The organism is Nocardia arthritidis (assembly GCF_011801145.1).
Lineage (GTDB): Bacteria > Actinomycetota > Actinomycetes > Mycobacteriales > Mycobacteriaceae > Nocardia > Nocardia arthritidis_A.
This window is the reverse complement of the sequence record NZ_CP046172.1, coordinates 9,359,438-9,377,235: the sequence shown is the minus strand read 5'-3', so window position 1 is coordinate 9,377,235 and position 17,798 is coordinate 9,359,438. Positions and strand designations below refer to the sequence as shown.

The window sequence follows — 17,798 nt, the reverse complement described above, 5'->3', positions numbered from 1 at the left end:
TTCTGCCCGGGAATTGGTCGGCTGCCCGAGTGCCCGGCGGATGCTCAGTGTGGCGCGGGCACCGGCTCGGCCGCCTTCCTCCCAGCACGTAGCAGCGCCGCCGCCAGCCCGGCGCCGACCACCCCGACAATCCCACTGACCAAGAGTGTGGCCTGCACACCCGCCGCGGCGGCGGTGTGCAGCGCGGTATCGAGTGCGGGCCGGTACGCGTCGGGCGCCTGGGCGAGCAGCACACCGGACTGTCCGCCGCCGACCGCGTGTGCGACCGAGTCGCCATTCGGAACCCCATGCGCGGCAAGGACATTCGATGCCCTGCTGGTGAACGCGCTGCCGAGGATCGCAATGCCCGCCGCCATGGCGAGCTGCTGTGCGGTATTCAGCGCGCCCGCCGCCATTCCGGCCCGCCGCGCCGGAACCGCCGATACCGCGGCCGAACTCAGCGTCGTCGTTGCCAGGCCGACCCCGAGGCCGACCACCACCGATCCGGGAACCAGTGCGGCCCAACCGGATTCACCGCGCACCAGCGCCGCGCCGAGCAGGCCGCCGACACCGGCGATGAGCAGTCCCGCGCAGATGATCCGGCCGCTGTGCTCGCCGTGCAGATAACGGCCCGCGCCACCGGACACCAGAAATGCCACAACCGAAAGCGGCAGCCCGATCAGGCCCGCGCCGATCGGGCTCAGGCCCAGCGTCGACTGCAACCAGATCTGGGCGTACATGATCCCGCTGAACGAGGACAGGAACAGCGCACCGGCCGCGAGCAGCACGCCGGTGAACGAGCGGTCCCGCAGCAGCGCGAGCTCCAGCAGCGGCGTCGCGACCCGGCGTTCGACCGCGACGAACACCACCAGCGCGACTGCCGCGATCGCGAGCGAGCACACGGTCACCGCATTCGACCAGCCGTACTCGTTCGCGTGGATGAGTCCGTAGGTCGCCGCCGCGGCGAAGATCGCGAAGCTCACCATGCCGGGCAGATCGATCCGGCCGTGGCCCGCATCCGGGCTCGGCTTGGTGACGCCGCCCGTCAGGCACAGCGCCACCACGACCACGCTGACCGGCAGGTTGACGAAGAAGATCCACCGCCATGACGCCAGATCGGTGAGAACGCCGCCGATAATCGGTCCGACGGCGGTGGAACTGCCCGCGACCGCGCCCCACAGTCCGAACGCGGTCGCTCGGTCAGGGCCGGGATAAGCGCTGTTCAGCAGGGCGAGCGTGGTGCATGCCATGGCGGCGCCGCCGATGCCCTGCGTGATGCGCGCGAGGATGAGCACGGTGGGATTCGGTGCGAGCCCGCAGATCAGCGATGAGATCGCGAATAACGCGAGCCCGGCGAGATAGGTGCGCCGATGCCCGATGAGGTCGGCGATCGAGCCCGCGCCGAGCAGGAGCGCCGCGGTGGCCAGCGCGTAGCCGTCCACCACCCACTGCAGCGAGCTGAGCGTGGCATCGAGATCGTTGCGCATATCGGGTAGCGCCACGTTCACGATGGTGACGTCGATGAGCAGCATGAAGGTGCCGAGGCAGACCGTCAGCAGCGGCAGCCATTTACGCAAAGTCGTTGTCCTCTCCGGGAATTCGGATTAGCGAGCGGCGTCGAGTATCCGAATCGGGCGCGCTCGGCGTCGCCTGCGCGCCGGATCGGCGTAAATTTCCGCCATATGGGCGGCCTGGCGGTGCACGAAAATTCCTTTTTGGACGCGACGGATGTGCGGATCGTGCGTCTGTTGCAGCTGGATCCGCGGATTCCGTTCCGCCGGATCGCCGCCGAGCTGGGCATTTCCGAGCAGACCGCGGCCCGCCGCTACGGACGCATGCGGCGCGACGGCCTGGTGCGGGTGATCGGCGGGGTCGACCCGCTCGCGCTCGGCGAGAACGACTGGATCATCCGGGTGCGCTGCCGCCCCGACGCCGCCCTACAGGTGGCCGAAGCGCTGGCCCGGCGCGATGATTCGGCGTGGGTGAGCATTGCCGCGGCGGGCGCGGAGGTGAACTTCTCGCTGCATCCGCGCACCCAGCAGGCCCGGGACGACCTGTTGGTCCAGCGGTTGCGGCGCAGCGCGCCGGTGCACGATATCGGCGCGTCGATGGTGCTGCACCGATTCGTCGAGGCCGATGTGAAGGATTGGCGCGGAAGACAATTCGCATCCGGTGCGGCCCGGCCCGGCGATCCGGACTACACGGAGTCCGAACTGCGGTTGCGCGAGGAGGACCGAATCCTGTTGGAAACACTCGCCCGCGACGGCCGCACCGGCTATTCGACCCTCGCGCGCGCCACCGGCCTCACCGTCGGCCGGGTGAGCCGCCGGATCGCGGCACTGCAGGCCGCGGGCATCCTCTACTTCGACCTCGATATCGCGCCTGCCGCAATGGGTTCCGGCACCGCGGCATACCTCTGGCTCCGCGTCGCGCCCGCACGCCTGGAGGAGGTCGGCCAGGCCGTCGCCGAACATCCGGAAAGCACCTACACCGCGGCGGTCACCGGCCCGTTCAACATCTTCGCCGCGCTGGCCGCGGATCAGGCCGCCGACTTCTACCGTTATGTCACAACGAAATTGGCCACCCTCGACGGCGTACACGACTTCGAGCTCACGCCGGTCCTGCAGCGGCTGAAACAGGCGGGTTCGTGCACCATCGACGGCCGCCTCAGCCCCCCGCCGCCGTCCCGTCCGCGTCGTCTCTGATTCCCCGTACCGAAGGTTATGCGCGAACGGTGCCGTCTGGGCGCGGATCCACCGGAATCGCTTGTGGCGGAGACGCTTCCGGCGTAACGGAGTATTCGGGCCACAGCAACTCGTACTCCGACGGCCGGACTCGGCGGGTCCGCAGCCAGTACTGCCAGGTGAATCCGGACCACAGCGTGCGGTTGTTGCCGTGTTCGTCGAGGTACCAGCTCTTGCAGCCGCCGGTATTCCACACCGAGTGCGCGAGCCCGCGCTGCAGCCCGGCGTTGAACCGGTCCTGTGCCGCGCGCCGTGGTAGCAATGCCGCCGCGCCCCGCCGCCGCACCAGCCGAATCGCCCGCACCGCGTAGTGGATCTGCGCCTCGATCATGAAGATGATCGAATTGTGTCCGAGTCCGGTGTTGGGGCCGAGCAGGAAGAACAAATTCGGCATATCCGCCACCGTGATGCCGCGGTGCGCCTGCACGCCCTCGCGCCGCCAGCGCTCGGCCAGGTCGACGCCGTCGCGTCCGGTGACCGACAGGTTGGTGAACGATTCGAGCACGCGGAATCCGGTGCCGTAGATGATCACGTCGGTGGGCCGGGTCACCCCGTCGGCGGTGACGATGCCGTCGGCGGTGAGGTGATCGATCCGCGCCGTCACCAGTTCGGTTTTCGGTTGCGTCAGCGCCGGATAGTAGGTGTCGGAGCCGAGCAGTCGCTTACAGCCCGCCCGGTAGTCGGGGGTGACCTTGCGGCGCAGTTCCGGATCGGCGATTTGGCGTGCGATATGTCGTCTACCGACCCACTCGATGCCTTTGAGCAGATCCGGTCGCCAATTCATCGCGTACGCGGCGAGTTCCGCGCCCCAGTAGATGCCGTTGCGTAAGCCGAAGCGCAGACCGGGAATTCGGCGCAGCGCGCGCCGGAATCGGTCGGAGAAGACCACATCCGCGCGCGGCAGCACCCACGGCGCGGTGCGCTGGTAGACGGTGAGCCCGCCGACCTCGTCGACGATCTCCGGCACCAATTGGATTGCGCTGGCGCCGGTTCCGATCACCGCGACGCGCTTGCCGGTCAGGTCGACGGAGTGGTCCCACCGCGCGGAGTGGAACGCCGGGCCGCGAAACTCCGCCTGCCCTGGAAATTCCGGAATGCTCGGGACGTGCAGCGCGCCGATGGCGGAGACGAGATAGCGCGCGACATACTCCTGTCCGTCGGCGCTGAAAACGCGCCAGCACCGCCGCCGTTCATCCCATTCGCCGTGATCCATCCGCTGCCCGAACCGGATGTGGGTGCGCAGCCGGTATTTGTCCGCGACCTCGTTCAGGTAGTTCTGGATTTCGGCCTGGCCGGAGAACAGCCGCCGCCAGTCCGTGCGCGGCTCGAAGGAATACGAGTACAGGTGGGTCGGAACGTCGCACGCGCAGCCGGGATAGGTGTTGTCGCGCCAGGTGCCGCCGAGTTCGCCGGCCTGCTCGACGATCAGGTAATCGGCAATGCCCGCCCGGTCCAGCGCGATCCCCATGCCGAGTCCGGAGAAGCCGCTGCCGACGATCAGCACCGTTGTCCGGATCGCCGGTGAATTCCGTGGTGCCATAGCGCATCCTCATGGACATCGATGTCCTCGCCGGACCGAGGCCCGGCCCGCCGGAACCATTGGTATCCAATACTTCTGGTTCCACCGGCACTGACCAGTGTGTTCGCCGTCCCAGACAATGTCAACCGGCCGTCTCGGTATTTAATGCGCCGCCCGCGGCGCCCGCGCTCGAGTACCATGCCATGGTTATGAAGCACAGCGGCCGGAATCTGGACGAGGGGCCGCGCAAGCGCGTGGACGCGCGGACCGAGCGATGGCGCGAGCACCGGCTCAAAGTGCGCGACGAATTCGTCGACGCCGCCTTCCGCGCGCTCGACAAGTTCGGTCCCGAGGTGAGCATGGGCGATATCGCCAAGGAGGCGGGCGCCGCGAAACCCAAGCTGTATCGGCATTTCGAGGATAAGACCGACCTGTACAACGCGATCGTCGACCGGGTGCGCGACCTGCTGTGGGAGCGCATCATCGCCAGCATCGACCTAACCAACGATTCGGCGCGCGATCTGGTGCGCCGCGGCGCGACCGAATACGCGCTCGCCGTGAGCGAGCATCCGAACGTCTTCCGCTTCATGCTGCACAGCCACTTCGCCCAGCAGGCAAGCGATTCCGAGCGCGCGCTGCAGTCGGCGCGGCAATCGGCCCGCCGGGCCGCCGAACTCGTCGTCCAGGTGCTCGACGACGAATCGGTCGATGTGGACAGCGTCGAACTCGTCAACTACTCGATTTTCGGCGCGGTCGCCTCGGCCACCGACTGGTGGCTCGGCGTCAACCGGACGCAGGCGCACGTGATGCCGATCGAACGTTTCGTCGCCTATCTCGCCGAGATAATCTCCGCGCTGGTGCACGCCAACTCCCGGCTCAACGGCATCACCGTCGATGCCGATTTGCCGCTGCACCTTGCCTTTTCGATGGACTAGGCCCACCCGTCACCCGACCACCCCCGATCGAATCGCTGCCCACCGACCGGAACCACGCTGTTCCGGCGAGCCGCGCCGTTGCGGCCGATGCGTCGATCCAAGTATGACCCCACCCACCGACAGGTTTCGGGCCGCGGACGACTGACCGGACCGCTCCCGCCTCAGGATTCGTGCAGCCGCCACAGCGGCGACACCGGACCGTGTCCGGCGCCGAGATCGTAGGACGCGACGAGGCTGCGCCGCGTCCACTCCTTGGCGAATTCGACCGCGGCGGGCACCGGATAGCCGTGCGCCAGCGCGCAGGCGATGGCCGCGGCCAGGGTGTCACCGCCGCCGTGGTCGTTGCGGGTGGTGATGCGGGGCGCGCTGAATTCGAGGAACCGATCGCCGTCGAACAGCAGATCGGTGCTGACCGGCGCCGAACGCAGGTGGCCGCCCTTCACGACGGCCCATTGCGCGCCGAGCTTGTGCAACGCCTCGGCGGCCCGGCGGGCGCCGGCGTCGTCGACCACATCGATCCCGGTGATCAACCTGACCTCGTCCAGATTCGGCGTCACCACGGTGGCCAGCGGAATCAGCGTCTGTCGCACCGCGTCCAGCGCCTCGGCGTGCAGCAGCGGATCGCCGTGCATAGATGCCGCGACCGGATCGACCACCAGCGGCACGCTGCCGTCGCGTCCGATGCCGACCTCCCGGCACACCTCGGCGACCGCCTCGATGATCGCGGTGGAGGCGAGCATGCCCGTCTTGGCCGCGCCGATCCCGATATCCCCCGCCACCACGCGCACCTGATCGGCGACCACCTGCGGCGGGATCTCGTGGAATCCGCTGACGCCCAGCGAGTTCTGCACGGTCACGGCGGCCACCGCCACGCACGCGTGCACCCCGCACAGCGCCATGGTTCGACTGTCGGCCTGTATCCCGGCGCCGCCGCCGGAGTCGGTGCCCGCGATGGTGAGCACGCGCACCGGAGTCTCGCCGTCGGCGGGGAGTGGGAGCAGTTTCACAGGAACAAACCCTAATGTGCGCTGCCGGCGAAGCGTCCATAGGCCGCGTATAGCTGGGCGAAGCCGTCGCCGACCGGCTGCCTCACGGTGGGTCAGTTGAAATCGACTTTCGTTCCGAACGAAAACATCGAATCGTGTAACTCGATTCGCTTGGCCACGGTATCCGGGGCCATGTCGTACACCAGTCGGGCGGTGATTTCGGCGCCCGGCTCGATGTCGACATAGGCCTTCGAAAAAGAGGTGGTGAAATCGGCTTCGTGCTGCCGGTTTTGCGCGTCGAACACCACCTGATCCGATGGCGAGAACGAATGCTTGTCGTTGCTGATGTTCTTCACCTTCACCACGATGACGGTGAATACGCCCCTGGCCTGCTTGCTGATCCCGTTCTCGCTGAGCGTCTTCGCGCCCGTCTCGGTTCCGGTGACGATGTACTCGAATACGCCGTCCTGCACCGGCTTTCCGACGATCGGCTGCGCCGTCCCCGTCGGCGCGTTGGATATCGGGTTGTTCTGGCCGCCGTTCGTCCCGGCCGACGCGATCAGCGCGTGCACGGCGAAGTAGCCGCCGACGATGAGGATGATCACACCGACTATTGCCGCAATTCCATTGGCGGACAGCTTTTTCCGTGCTGAATCAGACCCCACCGGAGCCAGTGTAGCGACGGCCGCCCGCGAAACAACCCGTGCGGGAGAAGAATTATTCCGAATTGACGCGATTTTGTCGCATGATCCGAAAATGACGTAAATGTGTCGCGTAATGCCCAATGCTGGGAATGCGGTGTTCGAGCGCCGCCGAAAGGGTTCGAATCCGGCCGATCCCATCTCTGGGCAGGGTCGCCGGAACCGGGTTGTATCGGACCAATGTCGTTGACCTTCCACTGGTTTCTGCCCACCAACGGCGACAGCCGCAATGTCGTCGGCGGCGGTCACGGTGCGAACGCCACCAGCTCCGCCGGAGATCGCCCGCCGAGCGTGCACTACCTCAGCCAGATCGCGGCCGCCGCCGAGGCCGTCGGCTTCGAGGCCGCGCTGACCCCGACCGGTGCCTGGTGCGAGGACGCATGGCTCACCACGGCGATGATCAGCCAGCGCACCGAGCGGCTGAAGTTCCTCGTCGCGTTCCGGCCCGGTTTCATCTCGCCGACCCTCGGCGCGCAGATGGCGAGCACCTATCAGCGCCAGACCGGTGGACGGCTGCTGCTCAATGTGGTCACCGGTGGCGAATCCCGTGAACAGCGCGCATACGGCGACTTCCTGGACAAGGACGCCCGCTACGAGCGCACCGGCGAATTCCTGGAGATCGTGCGGGGGCTGTGGGCGGGTGACACGGTGGACCTCACCGGCAAACATCTGCGGGTCGAGCAGGCCGCGCTGGCGCAGGTGCCGGATCCGGTGCCGCAGATCTACTTCGGCGGTTCGTCGCCGATCGCGGGCACCGTCGCGGCCAAATACTCCGACGTGTATCTCACCTGGGGTGAGCCGCCCGCGCAGGTGGCCGCCAAGATCGCCTGGATCAGGGAGCTCGCCGCGCGCGAGGGCCGCAGCGTGCGCTTCGGCATCCGGCTGCACGTGATCACCAGGGATACCTCGGCGGCCGCGTGGGGCGAGGCGCGCCAGCTGCTCGCGGGCTTCGATCCGGCCGCGGTCGCCGAGATCCAGGCGTCGCTGGCCAAGAGCGAATCCGAGGGACAGCGCCGAATGTTGGCCCTGCACAACGGAAACAGCGACGATCTGGAGATCTACCCGAACCTGTGGGCCGGTATCGGCCTGGTGCGTGGCGGCGCGGGTACGGCACTGGTCGGCAGCCACGACGAGGTGGCCGAGCGCGTCCTGGAGTATCACGCGCTCGGCATCGACGAGTTCGTCCTCTCCGGCTATCCGCACCTCGAGGAGGCGTACTGGTTCGGCGAGGGCGTGCTGCCCCGGCTGGCCGCGCGCGGGGTGTGGCGGCATCCGGCCGCGCCGGTCGAACGCGCGCCGCTCGGCGTCGCGGCGCTCTGAAACGATGAGCTCAGCTATCGAAGAGGTCTCCGTAACCGACTCGGCGGCAGCGGAATCCGGTGCAACGGCCCGCCGGGTCGCGCGAACGCTGTTGCCGCTGCTGTCCGTTGCGGTATTTCTGGTCGCCTGGCAGTTGGTGGCCGCGGCGGGCATCTGGAACGAAACCTTCGTGCCGCGCCCGATTGCCGTGTGGCGGGCCGCGATTCAATTGTCGACCACACACGACGGCGTCCGGGGCTATCAGGGTTATCTGCTCTGGGAGCACCTCTATATGACGCTGCGCCGAGTGCTCGGCGGCGTGGTGATCGGCATCGCCGCCGGGGTGACGCTCGGTGTCGCCATGGGCACCGTCGGCTGGCTGCGCAGCATCCTCGAGCCGTGGCTGACCTTCCTGCGCACGCTGCCGCCGCTCGCCTACTTCTTCCTGCTGGTGATCTGGCTCGGCATCGATGAGGCGCCGAAGGTGACGCTGCTGGCGCTGGCCGCGCTGCCCGCCACCGCGATGGCGACCACCACCGCGGTGGCCGCGACGCCCGTCGGATTCGTCGAGGCGGCCAGAGCGCTGGGCGGCTCACGCGCACAGGTGATCCGGGATGTGGTGATCCCGGCGGCCTTGCCCGAAACGCTGACCGGAATCCGGCTGGCGGTCGGCATGGCCTACTCGTCGGTGGTCGCCGCCGAACTGTTCAACGGCATGCCCGGCATCGGCGGCGTGGTGAAGGACGCGAGCAACTACAACAACACACCCGTCGTCCTGGTCGGCATCGCGGCCATCGGCATATCCGGCCTGATCATCGACGGGCTACTGCGCGCGGTCGAGGCCCGCGCCGTGCCTTGGAGAGGAAAGATATGAAGCGCCTAACGCGTTTTGCCGCAGCGGTTGTCGCGGGCGCGGCGATCGTCGCCGCGGCGGGGTGCGCCATCGACCACTCCGGCGCCGATAGCAGCAAACCCACCATTCGCATTGCGTACCAGACGTTTCCGAGTGGTGACCTGATCGTGAAACACAACCGGTGGTTGGAACAGGAGCTGCCCGGCTACAACATCAAGTGGACGAAATTCGACTCCGGCGCCGATGTCAACACCGCATTCGTCGCCAAGCAGCTCGATTTCGGCGCGATCGGCTCCAGCCCGGTGGCGCGCGGACTTTCGGCCCCGCTCGATATTCCGTATCGGGTCGCCTTCGTGCTCGATGTGGCGGGTGACAACGAGGCGCTGGTCGCGCGCGACGGCACCGGCATCCAGTCCATCGCCGAGCTGCGCGGTAAGCGGATCGGTACCGCGTTCGCGTCGACCGCGCACTACAGCCTGCTCGCGGCGCTGGAACGAAACGGGCTGAGCGCCAACGATGTCAAGTTGGTCGATCTACAGCCGCAGGCATCGCTGGCCGCATGGGAGCGCGGCGATATCGACGCCGTGTACACCTGGCTGCCTACGCTGGATCAGCTGCGCAAGAGCGGCAAACAGCTGATCACCAGCCGGGAACTCGCGACGGCGGGTAAACCGACGCTCGATTTGGCCGTTGTCGCAACGGATTTCGCGAACGCCCACCCGGACGTCGTCGATGTGTGGCGCAGGGTGGAGCTGCGCGCATTGCGGACCATCCAGGACCAGCCCGACGCCGCCGCGCGGGCGGTGGCCGCCGAAATCGGCACCACGCCAGACGATGCCGCGCAGCAGCTGAAGCAGGGCGTATTCCTCACCAAGGATCAGCTCACCTCGCCGGAATGGCTGGGCACCGAGGCCGCGCCCGGTGCGATCGCGGCCAGCCTGGCCAGCGCCGCCGAATTCCTCGCGGGCCAACGGCAGATCCCGGCCGCGCCCGGTATCGCGAAGATTCGCGAATCCATCTACGTCAAGGGGCTTCCCGGTGCCCTCGACTGATGTACTACGAGATTCCACTGCGGCAGAACAGGTTTCGGATCAGCCAGCCATCGTGATCGAAGGAGTCGCGCACCGATACGGTCGCGGGGCGATCGCGCTCGGCCCGCTGGATCTCACGGTGCCGCCGGGCGAATTCCTGGTCCTGGTAGGCGCTTCCGGCTGCGGCAAGAGCACGCTGCTGCGATTGATCGCCGGATTCGACAAGCCGACCGAGGGCCGGATCGTCGTCTCCGGCGCCGCGCCGGTGCCCGGCCACACCAGCGGCATGGTGTTCCAGCAGCCGCGGCTGTTTCCGTGGCGGACCGTCGGCGGCAATGTCGAGTTGGCGCTGAAATACGCTGGGGTGCCGCGTGATCGGCGGGCCGAGCGGCGCGACGAGCTATTGCGCAGGGTGGGCCTGGAGACGATGGGCGGCCGTCGCGTCTGGGAGATCTCCGGCGGGCAACAGCAGCGGGTGGCCATCGCCCGCGCACTGGCCGCCGATACGTCGCCCACCCACCGTCCCCGTGCGCTGCTGCTCGACGAGCCGTTCGCGGCGCTGGACGCGCTCACCAGGGAGCGGCTGCAGGAGGATCTGCGCCGGGTCGGCGCGGAATCGGGGCGCACCGCCGTATTCGTCACACACAGCGCGGATGAGGCGGCCTTCCTCGGTTCGCGGGTTGTCGTTTTGACGAAGCGGCCGGGCCGCATCGCGCTCGATCTGCCGGTCGAACTGCCCCGATCCGATATCGATCCGGATGAGCTGCGCGGATCGGCCGAATTCCTGGCCGTGCGACGAGAGATCGCCAAGGCGGTGAAGGCCGCCGCGGCATGACCCCGCCGCGATGACATTAATGAAAATGGTTATCATTAGCTGGTGACCACTTCATCGCGCTCCGACCTGCTGCCCGTCACCGTGCTGTCCGGATTCCTCGGGGCCGGCAAGACCACGCTGCTCAACCACATCCTGGCCAACCGGGACGGCCGCCGCGTCGCGGTCATCGTCAACGACATGAGCGAGGTCAATATCGATGCCGCGCTCGTCGCGGGCCAGGGCTATCTGGACCGCACCGAGGAGAAATTGGTCGAGCTGACCAACGGCTGCATCTGCTGCACCCTGCGCGCGGATCTGATCGAGGCGGTCGGCAAGCTGGCGCGGGCGGGCCGATTCGATCAGCTGGTGATCGAATCCACCGGCATCTCCGAACCGATGCCGGTGGCGGCCACCTTCGACTGGGAGTTCGAGGATGGCACCAAGCTCGGCGATATCGCCCGTCTGGACACCATGGTGACGGTGGTCGACGCCGCGACCTTCCTCGGCGAGCTCACCCGCGGCCAAGCCCTGGCCGAGCGGAATATGCAAGCGGGCGAGGGTGATTCCCGCACCATCGCGGACCTGCTGGTGGACCAGGTGGAATTCGCCGACGTGCTGTTGATCAACAAGGCCGACCTGGTGAGCGAAAAGGCGGCGGGTACAGTCGAAGCCACCGTCCGCAGGCTGAATCCCCGTGCCCGGGTGCTGCGTACCGTCAAGGGCGGCGTCGCACTCGACGAGGTGCTGGCCACCGGCCGCTACAACCCCGTCGCGGCCGCCGAAACCGAGGGCTGGGCCGAGGAATTGGCCGGTGGACACACGCCGGAGACCGAGGAATACGGTATTCGCAGCATTACCTACACCGCGGAGCGGCCATTTCATCCCGAGCGGTTGGAGCGGGCGCTCGGGCAGCTGCGCGGAGTGTTGCGCAGCAAGGGTTTCTGCTGGTTGGCCAACCGGTCGGCGCTGGCCGCGATATGGTCGCAGGCCGGGCCGAATCTGACCTTCGAACCGGCCGCCTGGTGGTCGTCGCTGGAGGTGCCCGCCGGGCAGGAGATCGTCTTCATCGGGGTGAAGCTGGATGGCGACCGGGTGCGCGGGCTGCTGGACGCCGCGCTGCTGACCGACGCGGAATGGGCGGCGGGCCCGGATATCTGGGCCACATATGCCGACCCTTTCCCGGCCTGGGGGGAGTTGCACGAACACGCCTGAGCACGACAGCGGTCATGGACGTGACATTTCCTGCCACGTCCATGTCGTTTGTGCGGCTGTTTATTCCGGTCCGGCTCCCGTGACGCTCGCCGCCGACGAGCGAATCGTGGCGAGTGGCTGTAGGTTTCGCAGTGACCTGATGACGCGGCCTGCGCGCCGATGAGGGGGCGTAGGCCGCGTCTCGGGTGGTGCGAATCAGCGGAACCGGCCGAAGAATTCGGTGATCTCGCCCGCCATCAGCTGCGGCGCGACGTGGTGCAGGTAGTGACTGTATACCTCGTGCGTCCGCCACGAGACGATGTTCTTGTGATCGCGGTCGGCGAAGCGGCGGATGCCGTGGAAATCGCCCACCGATCCGGACAGCGCGAGCGGAACCGTGGTCGGCTCGGTGGGCTTGTCCGCCTTGTCCTGCTCGAAGTAGCGCCGGATCGCCGAGCCGGCGGTGCCGGTGAGCCAGTGGATGGCGATATTGGTGAGCACGAATTCGTCGTCCAGATCGGGGCCGAGCAGCTGGCTGTTCCAACCGACAAGCCCCGCAGGGGAATCCATGATGGCGTGGGCCAGCGTCTGCGGCTGCTGCGACTGCAGGATGTTGAAACCCATCTTGTTCTTGACGAACCAGTCCAGCGTCGCCAGCGCCTGCTGCTCCTCGGCGCTGAGGTCGGCGAATTCGGCCGGATCACCGGACGGGAACGAGTACACCTGTGAAACGTGCACGCCGACAACGTTTTCCGGTGCGACTCGGCCCAGCTCGGGGGAGACCTGCGCGCCCCCGTCGTTGCCGACCGCGCCGTACCGGGTGTATCCGAGCCTGCGCATCAGCTCCGCCCAAGCCCGGGCGATGCGCTGATCGTTCCAACCCTGTTCGGTGGTCGGGCCGGAGAAGCCGTAACCCGGCACCGACGGTATGACCAGATCGAAGCCCGCCGCGGTCAGCGGCTCGATGACGCCGAGGAATTCGACGAACGTCCCCGGCCAGCCGTGCGTCAGGATCAGCGGAAAGCTGTTGTCCTGCTGAGCCTTCACGTGCAGGAAGTGGATGTTCTGCCCGTCGATCTCGGTGGTGAATTGCGGGTAGGCGTTGAGCTTCGCCTCGATGGCGCGCCAATCGAATCCGTCGCGCCAGTAGTTCACCAGGTGGCGCACCCGGTCGACGCTGACGCCGTAGGTGTCACCCGAACCGGGGATCTGATCGGCCCACCGGGTGCGGGCCAGCCGGTTCTGCAGATCGTCGAGGTCGGCCTGGGCGATGTCGATCCGGAAGGGGGTGATGGCGTTCATCGGTGACTCCTTGTGAAACGGAATGCTTCGTTCTGTTTCAAACAGTATCAGAACGGATCATTCCGTTTCAAGTGCTATTCTCGATGCATGCCGAAGCCAGTAGAAACCCCAGCTCAGAAGGCGCTCCCCGGGCGCAAGGCGCAGGCGGCCCGCAACGACGGGCTCATTCTCGAGGCCGCTCGCGCGGTGTTCCTCGCCGATGCCAACGCCCCGATCGCCGCCGTCGCCGAACGCGCGGGCGTCGGCATCAGCGCCCTCTATCGCCGCTATTCGAGCAAAGAGGTGCTGCTGCGCACCCTCTGCTATCAGGGATTACGCCGTTACAACGCGGAAGCCGATGCGGCGCTTGCGGATTCGGATGGTTGGTCGGCCTTGGTGGGCTTCTTGGAACGCGTCGTCGACGCCGATGTGCATTCGCTGACCGTCCACCTGGCGGGCACCTTCACCCCCGACGAATCGATTCTGCCCGAGGTGAAGCATTCGGCCGAGGCGAGCGCGGAACTGGTCCGGCGCGCGAAAGCGACCGGCAGGCTGCGCGATGAGGTGAACCCATCGGACCTCGGCCTGATCCTGGAGGCATGCGCGGCCATCTCGCTGCCCGACCCGGCGCGCACCGCGCAGCTGCGCCGCCGCGTCCTGCACCTCATGCTCGCGGGACTGGAAACGAAGGGCCAATTGCCGGGCCCGCCACCGGAACCCGGTGAATTCGCCTGGCGCTGGCAGCGCCGCTGATCTCAGCGCTCGGCGAGGTGCAGGGTCTGGGTGCTCCGGCCGATCGGGCCCTTCTCGTCGAACAGCGCCGACTCGGCCAACGCGATGCCGTACGGCTGCGGATAGGTCACCGCGTCCAGGCAGACCCACTCGCCGACCGGCATCCGGTGCAGTGTCACGGTGAGGTCGGTATTGATGAAAAGGTAACGGTCCCAGTCGAATATCGAGCTGGCGCCGTTACCGTGGTCGGCCGCGATCAAGGTCCGCTCCAGTGGGCTCGGGATCTCGCCCGCGACGATCGGATTCCGTAGCCCTATCCAACACACGGCGGGACCCGGTTCGTCGAAAGCCCCTGTGACGAAGCGATATTCGATGCCGTTGTGAAACCCGACGGCGTTCGAGGTCGGAAACGGCGACGGCTCACGTTCCGGCCCCGGCCGATTCCCGGATGGCAGAAACCGTTCGGGCACCGGAAGTTCCGGATCAGCAAGCTTGAAACGCCATGCGGCCCCCCGCATTACCAGCCCACGCTCGGTGGACAGCGTCGCCTCCAAGAATTCGACACTGCGTCCCGGCCGCACCACCTTGGCATCGACCGTCAACGGCTCCAACGGTATCGGCCGAAAAATCTCCATGGTGACCCGCCCGATCTGAAACCCTGCCCGCGGTTCACACCGCTCCAGCGCATACGCGAGCAACGCCGAAGGCGGCCCGGCATGCTGCGCATCCGCCGACCAAGGCCCCCTGGTGAGCTCGGTGGAGAGGAATCGGCTCGGATCCGCAGGGTCCGGCAGATAAAAGGCGCTGGTCACGACGTCATCCGTTCCACGATCCTTCGCTTCGGAAACGACACTACCGACGCACCGCTGTGGGGAATATCAGACCCGGCCGGAGACGTCCGCTGTAGGCGGGTTTCCCGCAGGAGTAAATGCTACTGAAATGCTACCAGCACCGGTAGCATTTCGGTAGCATTACCACGTGCCGTTGAACCTGCCCGATCTGATTGCCGCCCTGCGCTCTACTGGAGGCGACTGCACCGACGTGGAAGTCAAATCCGCCGCCGGCGGACTACCGCACTCCTTGATTCCGACGTTGTCGGCGTTCGCCAATCATCCCGGCGGCGGCATCATCATCCTCGGGCTGGACGAACGGAATGGTTTCGAACCCGTCATCCTGACGAATCCGCAGGAGCTGAAGCAGGGGTTGGCGAAGAAGGCACGCGCGTTCACGCCGCCGATCCGGCTCACCATCGAAGATGACGTGGTCGACGACCTTCCCGTGATCATTGCCATCGTGCACGAATGTGACCCATCGGCCAAACCGTGTCGGCTGAGCGCAACGGGTGCCGCGTATCTGCGTGGATACGACGGCGATTTCCAGATGTCGGCACTCGAGGAACAGGCATTCCTGGCCTCACGCCAGTGTCCCCAATTCGATCATGCGCCGGTCTCTGGGGCTGAGATCGCCGACCTGGACGACGAACTGGTGGCTGATTTCGCGCACACCGTGCGACTTCGTGACCGTCGCGGGCTCGGCCGTTTCGAGGGCGCCGAGCTGCTGCGAAGGGCGGGCGTGGTCACGACCGACGGAATACCCACGGTCGCAGGTTTACTCGCGCTGGGCGTGCACCCACAACAGTGGTTCCCGCGCTACGTAATTCAGGCCGCCGCCGAACCGTCGCCGACGGATCCACCGGATGCGCGTGTCCGTAATCAACAGGTCATAACCGGACCGATTCCCAGGATGCTGGATGCCACCATGGAATGGGCGCAACAGACATTCGACACGATCATCGTCGACCAACCGGACGGACGAGTGATCGATGTTCCCGAATATCCGATGGTCGCATTTCGCGAGTTGATCGCCAACGCACTGCTGCATCGGGACCTCGATCACTGGTCCGCGGGCATGGCGGTAGAGGTCAGGCTGCGTCGCGATCGACTGGTCGTTTCCAATCCCGGTGGCCTCTACGGCATTACGGTGGATCGATTGGGCAAGGATGCGGTGACCTCGGCGCGTAACAGATGGTTGGTCAATATCTGTCAGTATCTGCGATCACCGGACTCTGGTGGCCGGGTCGTCGAAGCGCTCGCCACCGGTATCCCTACGATCAATCGGTCGCTCACTGAAGCGGGTCTGCCGCCGGCGAACTATGCCGATGCCGGTATCCGATTTACCGCGGTGTTGCGGTCTCGATCCAGAAGCGTTCAGCCGCAACGATTCCAGGAAACCGGCCGACCGTTACTGTCGGAGGAGATGGCTCTGAGCAGCACTCAGCGGCGGATTCTCGACATCTTGGCGTCCGGACCATGTGGTGCCGCCGATCTCGCACAGCCACTGGGGTTGTCCAGTCCCGGAATTCGCAAGGCGCTCGTTCAGCTCCGGGTGCTGGGGCTTGTCGAACAGATCGGTGGTCGGGGCAAGGCGACCATTTACCGGCTCGCCGAATAGCGGGTGATGATCAGGCCCGGCCGAAGGCGAGGGCTACGTTGTGGCCGCCGAAGCCGAAGGAGTTGTTGAGGGCGTAGTCGATTCGTTGGGTGCGCGGTTCGCCCGACACGATGTCGAGATCGATGGTCAGGTCCTGGTTGTCGAGATTCAGTGTGGGCGGGACGATTTGGTCGCGCAGGGTGAGCATTGTGATGATCGATTCCAGTGCGCCTACCGCGCCGATGGAATGGCCGAGTGCGGATTTGGGGGCGTAGATCGAGGCGGCGGGTGCGACCGCGGTGATGGCTTCGGCCTCGGAGGCGTCGCCGATCGATGTCGAGGTGGCGTGCGCGTTGACGTGCTGGATATCCGAAACCTGAAGTCCCGCAGTGCTGATCGCCTTGCGCATGGCACGTGCCGCGCCCGCGCCACCCGGTTCGGACGCCACGATGTGATACGCGTCGGAGGTGATGCCCGCGCCGAGCACCCTGCCGTGGATGCGGGCGCCGCGGGCCCGCGCGTGCCGCTCGGATTCGAGCACGAGCAGCGCGCCCGCCTCACCGAAGACGAAACCGTCGCGGTCCCGGTCGAACGGCCGCGACGCCCGCTCCGGTTCGTCGTTGCGCGTGCTCATCGCCCGCATGATGGCGAAGCTCGCGATCGGCACCTCGTGGATATGGCCCTCGACGCCGCCCGCGACCACCACGTCGGCCTCGCCCGACACGATCAGCCGCCAGGCCTGCGCGATCGCCTCCGCACCCGATGAGCAGGCCGACACCGGCGCGAAAACACCTGCCTTGGCGCCGATTTCGATGCCCACCGTGGCGGCCGGACCGTTCGGCATGACCATCGGCACCGCGAGCGGCGACACCCTGCGGTATCCACTGGTGCGCATCGTGTCCACCGCGGCGATCAGCGCGTCGGCGCCGCCGAGGCCGGTGCCGATGGCGACCGCGAGCCGTTCGCCCTCCACCTCGGGCGCGCCCGCGTGCTGCCAGACCTGCCTGCCGAGCACCAGCGCCAACTGCTCGACATAGGACATCCGCCGCTGTTCGATCCGGGTGAGCAGTTCGCCGGGATGCGATTTCAGCTTGCCGCCGATCCGGACCGGCAGGTCGAACTCGGTGATGAAATCGTCGTCCAACCTGCCGATTCCGGTGTGCCCCAGCAACAGCTCGGACCAGGTCGTATCCATATCCGCGGCCAGCGAGGTGGTGGCGGCGTAACCGGTGAGCACGACCGAGGCCCGAGTTTCTGAAGCACTTGTTACAGTCACGATGACATGAATACCTGTAGCACTCGC

At 66.8% G+C, this 17,798-nt stretch carries 16 protein-coding genes; 9 read left to right on the top strand and 7 right to left on the bottom strand.

The genetic code is table 11. The features are described from left to right. Positions 1-44 precede the first annotated feature (44 nt). Complete coding sequence (locus F5544_RS42675; RefSeq protein ID WP_167478389.1) at positions 45-1,556, bottom strand: MFS transporter; 1,512 nt, start codon at positions 1,554-1,556, stop codon at positions 45-47. 105 nt (positions 1,557-1,661) lie between these two features. Here F5544_RS42675 and F5544_RS42670 point away from each other — a divergent pair, with 105 nt between their 5' ends. Then, complete coding sequence (locus tag F5544_RS42670; protein ID WP_167478388.1) at positions 1,662-2,684, top strand: Lrp/AsnC family transcriptional regulator; 1,023 nt, start codon at positions 1,662-1,664, stop codon at positions 2,682-2,684. 16 nt (positions 2,685-2,700) lie between these two features. Here F5544_RS42670 and F5544_RS42665 read toward each other — a convergent pair whose 3' ends face one another. Then, the gene (locus F5544_RS42665) at positions 2,701-4,263 is read right to left on the bottom strand and encodes a flavin-containing monooxygenase (protein WP_167478387.1); all 1,563 of its coding nucleotides are present in this window, start codon (positions 4,261-4,263) and stop codon (positions 2,701-2,703) included. A 188-nt stretch (positions 4,264-4,451) separates the two neighbouring features. Between F5544_RS42665 and F5544_RS42660 the strand changes: the two genes are divergently transcribed. After that, positions 4,452-5,177: a TetR/AcrR family transcriptional regulator gene (locus F5544_RS42660; protein WP_167479893.1), complete on the top strand. Its 726-nt coding sequence runs from the start codon at positions 4,452-4,454 to the stop codon at positions 5,175-5,177. 161 nt (positions 5,178-5,338) lie between these two features. Here F5544_RS42660 and thiD read toward each other — a convergent pair whose 3' ends face one another. Both thiD and F5544_RS42650 read right to left on the bottom strand, forming a co-directional pair. Beyond that, entirely contained in the window at positions 5,339-6,184 is an 846-nt protein-coding gene (thiD, locus tag F5544_RS42655; RefSeq protein ID WP_167478386.1) for a bifunctional hydroxymethylpyrimidine kinase/phosphomethylpyrimidine kinase, read from the bottom strand. A 92-nt stretch (positions 6,185-6,276) separates the two neighbouring features. Continuing rightward, positions 6,277-6,828 (bottom strand): DUF4352 domain-containing protein, encoded by a 552-nt coding sequence (locus F5544_RS42650; protein ID WP_167478385.1) that lies wholly within the window; start codon positions 6,826-6,828, stop codon positions 6,277-6,279. Between the two features lie 216 nt (positions 6,829-7,044). Here F5544_RS42650 and F5544_RS42645 point away from each other — a divergent pair, with 216 nt between their 5' ends. Genes F5544_RS42645 through F5544_RS42625 form a run of 5 tightly spaced genes read left to right on the top strand, consistent with a single transcriptional unit; the run spans position 7,045 to position 12,073 of the window. Then, complete coding sequence (locus F5544_RS42645) at positions 7,045-8,184, top strand: LLM class flavin-dependent oxidoreductase (protein WP_167478384.1); 1,140 nt, start codon at positions 7,045-7,047, stop codon at positions 8,182-8,184. A gap of 4 nt (positions 8,185-8,188) precedes the next feature. Further along, positions 8,189-9,037, top strand: coding sequence for an ABC transporter permease (locus F5544_RS42640; protein ID WP_167478383.1), 849 nt, complete (start codon positions 8,189-8,191; stop codon positions 9,035-9,037). Then, a complete protein-coding gene (locus F5544_RS42635) occupies positions 9,034-10,068 on the top strand; it encodes a glycine betaine ABC transporter substrate-binding protein (RefSeq protein WP_167478382.1) in 1,035 nt (344 codons plus the stop codon). The genes F5544_RS42640 and F5544_RS42635 overlap by 4 nt, the downstream gene beginning before the upstream one ends. Then, positions 10,055-10,882, top strand: coding sequence for an ABC transporter ATP-binding protein (locus tag F5544_RS42630; protein WP_167478381.1), 828 nt, complete (start codon positions 10,055-10,057; stop codon positions 10,880-10,882). The genes F5544_RS42635 and F5544_RS42630 overlap by 14 nt, the downstream gene beginning before the upstream one ends. A gap of 42 nt (positions 10,883-10,924) precedes the next feature. After that, a complete protein-coding gene (locus F5544_RS42625; RefSeq protein WP_167478380.1) occupies positions 10,925-12,073 on the top strand; it encodes a GTP-binding protein in 1,149 nt (382 codons plus the stop codon). Positions 12,074-12,268: 195 nt separating this feature from the next. On the opposite strand, the gene F5544_RS42620 is transcribed toward F5544_RS42625, so the two are convergent. Beyond that, positions 12,269-13,354 (bottom strand): epoxide hydrolase family protein, encoded by a 1,086-nt coding sequence (locus F5544_RS42620; protein ID WP_167478379.1) that lies wholly within the window; start codon positions 13,352-13,354, stop codon positions 12,269-12,271. 87 nt (positions 13,355-13,441) lie between these two features. Here F5544_RS42620 and F5544_RS42615 point away from each other — a divergent pair, with 87 nt between their 5' ends. After that, positions 13,442-14,086, top strand: a complete 645-nt coding sequence (locus tag F5544_RS42615) for a TetR/AcrR family transcriptional regulator (RefSeq protein WP_167478378.1) — start codon at positions 13,442-13,444, stop codon at positions 14,084-14,086. Between the two features lie 2 nt (positions 14,087-14,088). Here F5544_RS42615 and F5544_RS42610 read toward each other — a convergent pair whose 3' ends face one another. Further along, positions 14,089-14,877, bottom strand: a complete 789-nt coding sequence (locus F5544_RS42610; RefSeq protein WP_167478377.1) for a thioesterase family protein — start codon at positions 14,875-14,877, stop codon at positions 14,089-14,091. Positions 14,878-15,043: 166 nt separating this feature from the next. Here F5544_RS42610 and F5544_RS42605 point away from each other — a divergent pair, with 166 nt between their 5' ends. Beyond that, positions 15,044-16,516 carry an ATP-binding protein gene (locus tag F5544_RS42605; protein ID WP_203217469.1) on the top strand — a complete coding sequence of 491 codons (1,473 nt, stop codon included), beginning with the start codon at positions 15,044-15,046 and terminating at the stop codon, positions 16,514-16,516. Positions 16,517-16,526: 10 nt separating this feature from the next. Here the strand turns inward: F5544_RS42605 and F5544_RS42600 are convergent, their stop codons facing one another. After that, the gene (locus tag F5544_RS42600) at positions 16,527-17,771 is read right to left on the bottom strand and encodes a KasA/KasB family beta-ketoacyl-ACP synthase (protein ID WP_167478376.1); all 1,245 of its coding nucleotides are present in this window, start codon (positions 17,769-17,771) and stop codon (positions 16,527-16,529) included. Positions 17,772-17,798: the final 27 nt, after the last annotated feature.